We start from the raw sequence: 10753 nt of genomic DNA, 5'->3' as shown, positions 1-10753 counted from the left end.
TCATAGCAGTTGTTAAATCAATCTCGACGTCACAAGCACCATATTGGACGTTAATATCCTCTATTTCATAAATATGATCCATCATTCGTACATTACCTACAAACATATTTTTTATATACGGTTCTGTACGATATATTTGTTTTTCTTCATTTATATATCCTTTTTCTTTAATTTCAACTTTCATTGCTTTTTGCCGATGTCCTTGTTGAATAAGTTGATAACCAATTAAAGCTAAACAAGCAAACACAACAAGTACGAATGCCGCTGATGAAAATAAGAAGAATAAGAAGACAATACCACCGACAAATAAAAATACATTCCCTCTTACATAACGGTTCTTCTTTCGATAATGTCTTCCAAACATAATCATAATAAATGCAAATATTAGACCACCTGGTTCAAAATGTCCAAGTATCATATCAAGAAAAAGACCGAATCCAAATATGATGAGGAGCATCCCCATAAATTGTGTTTTTGAAAATTGCTTCTTCATTTCAGCTCCCCCCTCCTTGTCACATATACATAGAAGAAAAGGCATTGCTTTCCAACACCTTTTCTCCTATCACTATATCATAAGCCTGTTTTATTATATACTACAATTATTTTGTTACTTCTTTCGTTAACGATACTTCATTTTTCTCTTTCATTTCACTCTCTAGTTTTGCAATTTTCATATCAAATGTATCACGCTCATGCTCTTCATTTATACGAAGCTCTATGTCACGAATGTGATCTTCAATTTCTTCGAATCGTAAGAACGGATTATTTTCATCCATTTTATGCATAGCAGTATTCATACGGCGGTTTGCATGCGCCATATTTTCACGTGCCATTAATTCCATACGCTTTGCGTTCATTTCTTTTAATTTATTTTTCATTTCTGAAAGACGACGCTCTAACTCATCAATTTGCTCTACAACACCAGCATACATTTCTTCTAAGCGAGTTACTTGCCCTTCATAATACGCTACTTCTTCTAATGCACGTTCATGCAATTGCAATTCGCCTGCTTCTTGTGCGATGATAGCTTGCTTTGATCTTTTATTAACGAAATAACGTGCTTGCTCAAGCTCACGAGCGAAGTTAGATTTTAATGTTTTATGACGCTGAATTAACTTCTCAATTTTTGTTATTTCACGCTCACTATCTCGTAAATATTGGTTTAACATAGCAATTGGATTTTTTCTTTCTTTCTCATCTAACACATTATGAAAATCAGCTAAAATTGCATCGCGTACACGTCCGAATAAAGATTGTTTCATTATAATCTTCCTCTCTTCTACTTTATAATTTGATTTATTTTATATTAGTTTTTCATTAACTTGTTCCACTCATCTTCAAAGTTGCTATATGGTTTAGCACTTTCTGGAGCAGAATCAACAACTACATTTTTTCCTTTTTTCCACTCACGGTATCCGTAGTATAAAACTACTAATGCTGCGATACCGATTAAGGCTGGGGAATGAGAAAGTGCAATGGAYAAACCGATTAAACCAACAATACCCCAAGCTAACTTTCCAAAGAATGATTTAGCTCGCACAAATGATTTATAGCTCCAGTACACAACTCCTGCTCCAATGGCGAATCCTACAATACCAGCAAGACTACCAAGAGCAATTAAAGCCAAAATACCGGCTGCGATAAACGCTAGAAATTGTTTCATCTTGTGCTTGCCTCCCTTCGATTTGATACTCTTATCTTAACTATTTTTTCATTTTTTCATAACGAGCTTAAGAACCGTTTTTAACTCAGACTTAAGACTGAGTTAAATTCAGCCTTTTGCAAAACGAACATGTATGCGATGCGTATAGATACAGAAAAATTCTTATTCAATAACGGATGAGAATCTCAACTTGCGCATCCAAAAAATTAGCAAGACGTACAAACGTTTATTAAATTACATTAAAAATATTATTAAGAAAATTATGTTAAAATAAATCAGAAGGCTATATTTAAATTAAAGGGGATATATCATGAATTTACACATTACGAAAGAAATCAATACCTCCGCTAAAAACTATATAAACAATCAGCTTTATGAATATAATTTAAAGCACTTTCCATCTGATTTAAGAGACAGATACTTAGAGATTCATTTATTTCTTAAAGATGAAAATGGTAAAATATGCGGGGGAATATTAGGTGAAGTCTGTTGGAATTGGTTAGAGATTCACTCTTTTATCATCGATGAAGATRTACGTGCATTAGGGTATGGAACTAAACTGTTATTAGAAGTAGAAAAAATCGCTTTAGAAAGAAATTGTGATTTTATAAAAGTTGACACTTTAAGCTTTCAAGCATTAGATTTTTATAAAAAATACGGTTATAAAGAGTATGGTATCCTCGATAACGTAGGAAGAGATTATAAACACTACTATTTGAAAAAGGATTTATAAATAATAAAAAACGCTCAGAGAATGTTCTCCGAGCGTTTTCAACTGTTAATAATAAATGTCTCTTTATTTTATGCAGTTTTATGATACTCTTTTTTTTCCGCCACTTTAGAAAACCTCGGGAAACCAATTAATATAGAAATGATTCCACATACTCCAACTAAAATTGGATAAAATGCATATGGTAACAATTCGACCGGAGATAACGCAGCAAATCCTGCCGCTGTTAACATTTGAGCACCATATGGGATTAACCCTTGTACACAGCAAGAGAAAAGATCCAGTACACTCGCTGATTTACGTGGATCAATTTCATATTGATCCGCAATGTTCTTCGCAAGCGGACCTGTAAAAATGATAGAGATTGTATTRTTYGCTGTACACAYATTCGTCATACYCACTAAGCCAGCAATACCAAACTCYGCTCCTTTTTTCGAACGAATATTACGTGTTAAAAGATTCATTAAATATTGTATGCCACCATTATACTGGATAAGTTCAACCATACCACCGATTAAAATGGCAAGTAACACTAACTCCATCATACCGCCCATTCCAGTCGTTACACTTTTAAAGAAACTCGCTAATGTATAACTTCCATCTATTAAGCCAATTACGCCAGATAGTACAGTTCCGCCCGTTAATACGATCAGTACATTCCAGCCAAGTAACGCTGTAACAAGTACACCTGCGTACGGTAAAATTTTCACCCAATCAAACGTGTGAGCTTTAATTTCTGTATGATTTCCTAATGTAAGAACTACTAATAGTACAATTGTGATAATTGCAGCTGGCAATACAATTAAAAAATTCGTTTTAAACTTATCTTTCATTTCTGTTCCTTGCGAACGAACAGCTGCAATTGTCGTATCAGAAATAAATGATAAATTGTCACCAAACATCGCTCCCCCCACAACAGTAGCCATCGTAAGCGCAATTGAGATATCAGTTTGTCCACTAATACCTACAGCAATTGGCGCTARTGCKGCAATTGTTCCCATTGAAGTACCCATCGCTAATGAAATAAATGCACCTATAACAAAAATTCCAGCAACGATAAACCCTTGYGGCAAAAYMGATAAAGCTAAGTTAACTGTAGAATCAACCCCGCCCATCCCTTTTGCTGTTTCAGAAAACGCACCTGCAAGTACAAAGATTAATACCATAATCATAATATCTGGATTTCCTGCACCTTTTGCAAATCGTTCCACTTTCACATTAAAGCCTTCYTTACGATTCATCGCTAAAGCAATTCCTACAGCAATYRTAATYGCTACKAGTATCGGCAATTTATAGAAATCACCTGTAATAATYCCAGAACCAATAAATAGCGCCAAAAATATTCCAAGTGGTAATAAAGCTAAAGCATTTCCTCTCGTTTCTTTCAAAGTATCATCTCTCCCTAGTTTTAAACCTTTTCTAACGAACAACAAAAGACCTCTTCCGATGAGAAGAGGTCTTATACATCTATAAGAAACACTCTTCTCATCTTTCAAGCACATGCTTGCTGGATTTGGCACAGCACTCTGAAATCGAGTCCGCTGCCGAGGCATCGTAGGGCCAGTCCCTCCGCCTCTCTTTATAAGAAGGTTTCATATTTATTTTTTAATAATAATTTCTTTCCTAACTTTACTCGCTTACAAAACAAAAGTCAATTATTTTTTGTATAGATTTTTTTGGTAATTATACAAAAATATGAATAAACCAATCATTTTAACTTTTCGATTTCTTTATCCAATATTGAGATCCAATAAAATTTTCTATTTTTTATCGTCGCGATAATCCATTTTGTTGTATTCCATGCTAACTCATATTCTTCTTTTGTAACATCACCAATTTTATAGGCATCCTCTAACTCGTCTTCATCCAGTACATAGATCTCACCGTTCGGTAACAATACTACATCTAAATATAAATCATCAAAATAAGGTAAACCACGCTCGTCTATTTTATATTCTTTCGTCACGTCGATATAATATTGTACTAATTGTTTTTGATTGTCTAACATAGCTGTAATTGCAAAGTTTTTCCCGTTTATAAAATATTGCATCCATGTATACCCATCACCTGCAATGCAAAGCTGTTTACCATTGTATTCTTTATGACTAGGTTCTCTCACTTTTTTTATGTCCAGTATTCCTAACATTCCATCCTCTACTTGCTTAACCCTATAATCCTTCTCTATTAGTCGCTTCCACGAAGAACCGTCACCATATTTACGTTTCATTACGTCCGCTCCTCTTCTATATATAGAAAAGCCCCCACATATTATGTGAGAGCTTGTTCATATTATAATTAAGCTGCTTGACCCTTTTCAGATATCTCTTTTAAATAGGCTTGTCCTTTTTCAGCGTCATATTGACCTTCCCACTTAGACATAACTACAGCCGCTAAAGAGTTACCTACAACGTTAACTGCTGTACGAGCCATATCTAGAATACGGTCAATACCTGCAATAAACGCTAAACCTTCAGCTGGAATACCTACTGTACCAAGTGTTGCTAATAATACAACGAATGATACGCCCGGTACACCCGCGATACCTTTTGATGTAACCATTAATACAAGTAATAACGTAATTTGTTGTGTAATGGATAATTCAATACCGTACATTTGCGCTAAGAAAATTGCCGCAATTGCTTGATATAAAGTTGATCCATCTAAGTTAAATGAATAACCCGTTGGAATAACGAAAGATGTAATTGCTTTCGGACAACCGAATTTTTCCATTTTCTCCATAATTTTTGGTAAAACCGTTTCTGAACTTGCTGTAGAGTACGCTAAGATCAGCTCGTCTTTTAAAATTTTAAAGAATTGGAAAATGTTAATACCGAATATTTTCGCTGTAAGTCCTAATACAACTACAACGAAGAAGATCATTGCTCCGTATACTACAATGAGTAATTTCCCTAATGGAATTAATGAAGCTAATCCGAATGTAGAAACTGTAACACCAATTAATGCGAATACACCAAATGGTGCAAACTTCATAACTTGGTTCGTTACATAAAACATTGCATCTGCTACACCTTGGAAAAATTGTAGAACTGGTTTGCCACGCTCACCAATTGCTGCTACACCTAAACCAAATAATACTGAGAAGAAGATAATAGCAAGCATATCACCTTCAGCTAATGATTTCATAATGTTCGTCGGAACAATATTTACAAACGTATCTGCGAACGAATGACTTTGTACTTGCTCTGTCGTATGTGTATATTTAGAAATATCTGTTTTTGTTAACTTATCCATATCAACGCCTTTTCCAGGTTGGAAAATGTTTGCTATTAATAGACCGACAGCAATTGCAATCGTTGTAATAATTTCAAAGTAAATAATTGTTTTTCCGCCTAGTCGACCTAACTTTTTAATATCGCCAACACCAGCAACCCCAACAACAATACTCGCTACAACAATCGGTACAACAATCATCTTAATTAATCGGATGAAAATATCACCAATTGGTTGTAAGTACTTCACCACTTCCTGATTGCCAAAGAAAATCGCCCCAACTGCAATACCAAGCGCAAGTCCTATTAAAATTTGCCATGCAAGTCCTATTCTTTTCATACTTGTGGTAACCCCCTCTTCGATGTGTCACTCTACCTCTCATTCTATCTCTATAAAACTTGAAATTAAGAGTATTACATATTATTCGACAATTCACTACATTTTGTCCCTGTTGAAAATCATAAATCAAAATTTAAAATCTGACAACAAAATAAGTTTGCACGAATGCAAATAATTTTCTTGACAAAAACAAACTTCATGTCAGAAAACCTCACATGAAATCGATTCCTTACTAGTGATTGATAGGTTTTTAAAATACTGTTTCATTATGGAAAACCCCATTATTTTCCATGTTTTTTTAAAAAAAATATAGAAATTGATATCTTTTTCTATACATTCAAGAATTTTAAATTTATGACAAACACTACGAAAAGATACTAAATTCCGACAAAACTTAGCAAAATTATAAAATTTTCTTTACATTATGATTACAACGATAGACACTCTTCTTCTTATGATATATAACATTCATAGGGAAAGGAGCAAGACAACCATGAAAAAGAAATTTGCAGCATTTAGTGTTTTAGCAGCTGGAACGATTTTCGTTTCCCCGTTACTTTCACCCGTATACGCTGAAACGAATGAGAATAAATTATCTAATATTCAATCCGAATTAGAAGGCAAACAAAATGACTTACAAAATAAATCAGCTGAGAAAGAACAAATAGAAAAAGAAATCCAGGAATTACAAAAGAAAATCGACGAATTAACTACTTCTATTAATAAAAACGAAGCTGAATTAAACGATACAAAAAAAGAAATTAGCAGCACACAGCAAGTTATTACTGAAAAAAAGAAACATATAGAGCAATTACAAATGAACATAGATACACGGCAGGAAGTTATTAAACAACGACTACAATCTATGCAAGAAAAGCCTCGTACGAGTATCATTACAGAAGTAATAACAAGTTCTGCAAATATTGCCGATCTTGTTGATAATATGTATTCTGTAAGTTTAATTTTAAATAACGATACAGATATTGTGAAAAAGCAAACAAGTGATCAGAATGCTGTGACGACAGAAAAAGAAGCTGTTGAGAAAAAAGAGCAACAACTGAAAGAATCTGAACAAAAATTAGAACAAAAACAACAAGAGTTACAAAATAATCAACAACAGCAACAAACTCTTATTAAAGATCTACATACGAAAGTATCAAAAGTAGATTCGGAGATTGAAGGATTAGAAGAGTCACAAGGTATTTTAGAAAACCAGCGTCAAGCTGTTCAAAAAGCAATTGAAGAAGAAAAACGTGCAGAAGAAGCTCGGAAAGCTGAAGAGGCACGCAAGGCTGAGGAAGCAAAAAAACAAGCCGCCGYWWMTGCTAAAGAAAGCACRCAATCCGCACCAACACCGCAAGATACGAACARAGGTGGATTTATTAAGCCAGCCGCTGGATCAAAAACTTCTGGATTCGGCGCACGTTCTTTAGATAACCATAAAGGAATCGATATCGCAGCTTCGGGAACAGTTCCAATTATTGCCGCTGCAGATGGCGTTGTTATCCGTTCAGAATTATCCTCTAGTTACGGAAACGTTGTTTACTTATCTCACCGTGTTAACGGAAAAACATATACGACAGTGTATGCACATATGAATAGCCGCTCTGTATCCAATGGACAAACTGTAAAACAAGGCGATCAACTTGGCTTTATGGGAAATACCGGTCAATCTTACGGACAACATTTACACTTCGAACTTCATATTGGGGAATGGAATGTTGGTAAGACAAACGCAGTTGATCCGTCTCCTTATATCGGATTATAAAAAAACTCGGTGCATACCGAGTTTTTTTTACTACTTCACACTTTTTAGGCGTTTTACATAAACTACAACTAAATGCCTATATTTTGCGGGGTGATAAATATGAATACACAATTACAAGAAGAAATAGAAGAAGCTAGAGAAACATACATCGGCCGGTTATTTACATTCGGCGGCTCAGCGTTATTTTTAATTGGATCATTTATCGCAGTTGTCACAGCTTATAAAGCATATAATCGCTTATTAAATACTTCTACAACATAATAAAAAAACGGAGAAATCTCCGTCTTTTTATTATGCAAATATTTTAAATACGCCTACCGCATTTAAAAATACGATAATTACAGTTACCGGAATAACATAACGAAGTAAGAAGAACCAAATGTTAAATAATGTTTTCCCTTTCGTTTCCGTAACTTCTAATTCTTTCATTAATAACTCTTTACTCATTTTATTTGGCACGAATAGCGAAATGGCTAGTACTCCGAGTGGCAGTAATACATTACTTACTGAAAAATCGACGAAATCAAAGAATGTCTTACCAAATATTTTCACATCACTCATAATTCCAAACGATAACGCTGATGGAATTCCAACTGCAAAAATAAGAATACCAATTAATAACGAAGCTGACGGACGCTTCTTCTCATTATCTTTCGCAACAGATGCTACTACAATTTCAAGCATTGAAATCGCAGATGTTAAAGTCGCAAAGAAGAATAACACTAAAAACATAATGAAGAAAAATTGTCCAAATGGAATTTTCGCAAAGACAGCAGGAAGAACGATAAATAGTAGCCCTGGTCCTTCTGTCGGTTTAACTCCTAATGCGAAAATCGCCGGAAAAATCGCTAATCCTGCAAGTACTGTAATAAATACAGTTAAACTTACAATAGATGTTGCTGATTTAGCTAAATGCTCTTCTTTCTTTAAATACGAACTATACGTTACCATTACCGAGGCACCTACCGTTAGTGAGAAGAAAGATTGTCCCATCGCATATAAAATCGTATCTGCTGTAAGCTTTGAAAAATCTGGTTTTAAGAAGAACTCTACCCCAGCCATAGCACCATCAAGTGTTAACGCACGAATAATGATAGCAATAAATAAAATGAATAATAACGGCATCATGTACTTACTTGCTTTTTCTATGCCTTTTTCCACACCTTTACTAACAACAAAAATCGTACAAAGCATAAAGATGAATTGCGCCCCAATCGCACTTACTGGATTTGAAATTGTTTCAGCAAACAATTGTCCATAATCGACTACTCCGTTCCAGAAACTACCTGTGACACTATAGTATAAATAAAGTAAAATCCATCCACCTACAACACTATAAAAAGATAGTACGCTAAAACAAGTAACAACCCCCATACGACCAATCCAAGGATATAACTTGCTATTCGGTACTAATACTTTATAAGCTGTAACGGCCTCTTTTTGAGTACTACGGCCAATAACAAATTCAGCTAAAAGAAGAGGCATACCAATAAATAAAGTTAATAGTAAGAATACAAGGAAGAATGCGCCTCCCCCACCATTACCTGCAACATATGGAAACTTCCATATTGCACCAAGACCTACTGCGGCTCCGGCTGCTGCGAGTACAAAGCCAATTTTCGACGTCCATTGCTGTGTTTCTTTCATCATAAATTCTCCTTTTCTGAATATTATAACTTTTATCAATTATACACTTTCATTTCATACTCGCACACCTCCTTTAGAAAATAAAAAAGTCCCCTACACGCAAATATGCATGTAGAGGACGATATATGTAATAGAATACCGTGGTACCACCTCAATTGGATCAATAAATCCCACTTGTTCAGGTACAGGAAAATTCCGATACCCTATCCTTTTAACGGCGGAACCCGGGTTGCCTACTGCAATGTTCAGCATACCTCTCGCAAGCCCATTCTGTATATTTTATCGTACCGGGCTCACACCTTACCCCAGCTCTCTGAACGCATCAAATATACGTACTCTTCTTGCTYATCGATTTCATCTTTGAAGTTACTTGTGATTATAAATTATATTTTTATATTTGTAAAGCACAATTCACTCACTATCCTATATAAATTCCCCTCTCTAATTCTTGTAAAAAAAGCTCTCTTTTTTGTTCACTTTGAACATATATCGACTTTAATACTTCTTGTAACAATATATTTTTTTGCCTTTTCTCTACTTGTAATTCTTTCACTTTTAGTCTAACTTCATATAAAAAATCAAGATACGATTCATACTTCTCATCATATTTATTTGCGATATCATCACGAATTTTTTTTGCAAGTTTCGGACTTGCCCCTCCAGTAGAAACAGCTACATTAAGCAATCCACGATGAATTGCCGCCGGAAAATGAACATTTCCACTTTCCGGATTCGTAATAACATTTACCAATTGATTCACTGCGGCATCTTCAGCAATTTGTTCATTTAGTACCGAATCACTAGTCGCTGCAACTACTAAAAAAGCATCTTTAATATCACTTTTCTCATACTCTCTTTGATACCAACGAATTTGCTTTTCTTCTACAAGTTTCACTAAATTTGCATCTAATTCTGTACTTACTACAACAATATCCGCACCTTGTTTTAGTAAAGGAATAATTTTAAACCCCGCTACTTTCCCTCCACCAATGACAACAACACGTTTCTTATCAACTCGCACTGTAAGTGGATACATATTGATCTCCCTTCAATATTTCCTCTGTTTTCTGAATTAACATCTCTCGAAACGCTACATTCTTTCCTAAATAGGGACTTATTTTTATCTCTTCCGACTCATATTGACGCACTTCTTTCTCAACATGTTTCATGAGTAAGCCTGTAAATAATAAGTAAGGTAACACAACAATGTTCCGTTCTTTTTGTTCTACAATTTCTTTCAACCTCTCATCAAACTTCGGCTCCGCGGCTGCTAAATAACAAACTTCCACCTCTTTAATGTTCTCTTCTTTTTGAAATAAAGAAGAAATCCACTTTATGTCTTGTAAAGTTTCCGGATCACTACTCCCTCTTGCAA

The 10753-nt window shown here is 34.8% G+C and carries 12 protein-coding genes, 1 riboswitch and 1 other annotated feature; of the genes, 3 read left to right on the top strand and 9 right to left on the bottom strand.

Features of this window, described 5'->3' with window-relative positions; genetic code table 11:
• The 3 genes from AC1DJR_RS08085 to AC1DJR_RS08075 all read right to left on the bottom strand — a co-directional run.
• On the bottom strand, positions 1-493 hold a 493-nt coding region (locus tag AC1DJR_RS08085), incomplete at its 3' end, for a cell wall-active antibiotics response protein LiaF (RefSeq protein ID WP_477002356.1).
• Positions 494-599: 106 nt separating this feature from the next.
• A complete protein-coding gene (locus tag AC1DJR_RS08080) occupies positions 600-1262 on the bottom strand; it encodes a PspA/IM30 family protein (RefSeq protein WP_002011675.1) in 663 nt (220 codons plus the stop codon).
• Between the two features lie 44 nt (positions 1263-1306).
• Positions 1307-1663 (bottom strand): lmo0954 family membrane protein, encoded by a 357-nt coding sequence (locus AC1DJR_RS08075; RefSeq protein ID WP_002011676.1) that lies wholly within the window; start codon positions 1661-1663, stop codon positions 1307-1309.
• Between the two features lie 310 nt (positions 1664-1973).
• Between AC1DJR_RS08075 and AC1DJR_RS08070 the strand changes: the two genes are divergently transcribed.
• Positions 1974-2396, top strand: a complete 423-nt coding sequence (locus tag AC1DJR_RS08070; protein ID WP_477002355.1) for a GNAT family N-acetyltransferase — start codon at positions 1974-1976, stop codon at positions 2394-2396.
• Positions 2397-2464: 68 nt separating this feature from the next.
• On the opposite strand, the gene AC1DJR_RS08065 is transcribed toward AC1DJR_RS08070, so the two are convergent.
• From AC1DJR_RS08065 to gltP, 3 genes are all read right to left on the bottom strand, one after another.
• Positions 2465-3781, bottom strand: coding sequence for a Na+/H+ antiporter NhaC family protein (locus AC1DJR_RS08065; protein WP_477002357.1), 1317 nt, complete (start codon positions 3779-3781; stop codon positions 2465-2467).
• Between the two features lie 94 nt (positions 3782-3875).
• Positions 3876-3981, bottom strand: a riboswitch (SAM riboswitch).
• Between the two features lie 120 nt (positions 3982-4101).
• Complete coding sequence (locus AC1DJR_RS08060) at positions 4102-4620, bottom strand: ribonuclease FAU-1 family protein (RefSeq protein WP_002135200.1); 519 nt, start codon at positions 4618-4620, stop codon at positions 4102-4104.
• A gap of 68 nt (positions 4621-4688) precedes the next feature.
• Positions 4689-5963 carry a glutamate/aspartate:proton symporter GltP gene (gene gltP, locus AC1DJR_RS08055; protein WP_002030692.1) on the bottom strand — a complete coding sequence of 425 codons (1275 nt, stop codon included), beginning with the start codon at positions 5961-5963 and terminating at the stop codon, positions 4689-4691.
• Between the two features lie 493 nt (positions 5964-6456).
• On the opposite strand from gltP, the gene AC1DJR_RS08050 reads away from it, so the two are divergent.
• Positions 6457-7731, top strand: coding sequence for a murein hydrolase activator EnvC family protein (locus tag AC1DJR_RS08050; protein WP_477002354.1), 1275 nt, complete (start codon positions 6457-6459; stop codon positions 7729-7731).
• Between the two features lie 99 nt (positions 7732-7830).
• A complete protein-coding gene (locus AC1DJR_RS08045; RefSeq protein ID WP_002158647.1) occupies positions 7831-7992 on the top strand; it encodes a hypothetical protein in 162 nt (53 codons plus the stop codon).
• Positions 7993-8022: 30 nt separating this feature from the next.
• Here AC1DJR_RS08045 and AC1DJR_RS08040 read toward each other — a convergent pair whose 3' ends face one another.
• From AC1DJR_RS08040 to AC1DJR_RS08030, 3 genes are all read right to left on the bottom strand, one after another.
• On the bottom strand, positions 8023-9378 hold the full coding sequence (locus AC1DJR_RS08040) for a sodium-dependent transporter (protein WP_002086712.1): 1356 nt from the start codon (positions 9376-9378) through the stop codon (positions 8023-8025).
• Between the two features lie 111 nt (positions 9379-9489).
• Positions 9490-9736 (bottom strand) — a binding site (T-box leader).
• Between the two features lie 60 nt (positions 9737-9796).
• On the bottom strand, positions 9797-10414 hold the full coding sequence (locus AC1DJR_RS08035) for an NAD(P)-binding protein (RefSeq protein ID WP_002166092.1): 618 nt from the start codon (positions 10412-10414) through the stop codon (positions 9797-9799).
• On the bottom strand, positions 10389-10753 hold a 365-nt coding region (locus AC1DJR_RS08030), incomplete at its 5' end, for a CbiX/SirB N-terminal domain-containing protein (protein WP_477002353.1). The genes AC1DJR_RS08030 and AC1DJR_RS08035, both read right to left, overlap by 26 nt.

The organism is Bacillus sp. 05T31 (assembly GCF_056396725.1).
The sequence above is the reverse complement of the archived record's forward strand: the minus strand, read 5'-3'. Positions and strand labels throughout refer to the sequence as shown.

What these genes read in the sequence shown, in the direction of transcription:
- AC1DJR_RS08080 (WP_002011675.1), bottom strand. Translation starts at nt 1,262, where the DNA reads ATGAAACAATCTTTATTCGGACGTGTACGCGATGCAATTTTAGCTGAT.
- AC1DJR_RS08060 (WP_002135200.1), bottom strand. Translation starts at nt 4,620, where the DNA reads ATGAAACGTAAATATGGTGACGGTTCTTCGTGGAAGCGACTAATAGAG.
- gltP (WP_002030692.1), bottom strand. Translation starts at nt 5,963, where the DNA reads ATGAAAAGAATAGGACTTGCATGGCAAATTTTAATAGGACTTGCGCTT.
- AC1DJR_RS08045 (WP_002158647.1), top strand. Translation starts at nt 7,831, where the DNA reads ATGAATACACAATTACAAGAAGAAATAGAAGAAGCTAGAGAAACATAC.
- AC1DJR_RS08040 (WP_002086712.1), bottom strand. Translation starts at nt 9,378, where the DNA reads ATGAAAGAAACACAGCAATGGACGTCGAAAATTGGCTTTGTACTCGCA.
- AC1DJR_RS08035 (WP_002166092.1), bottom strand. Translation starts at nt 10,414, where the DNA reads ATGTATCCACTTACAGTGCGAGTTGATAAGAAACGTGTTGTTGTCATT.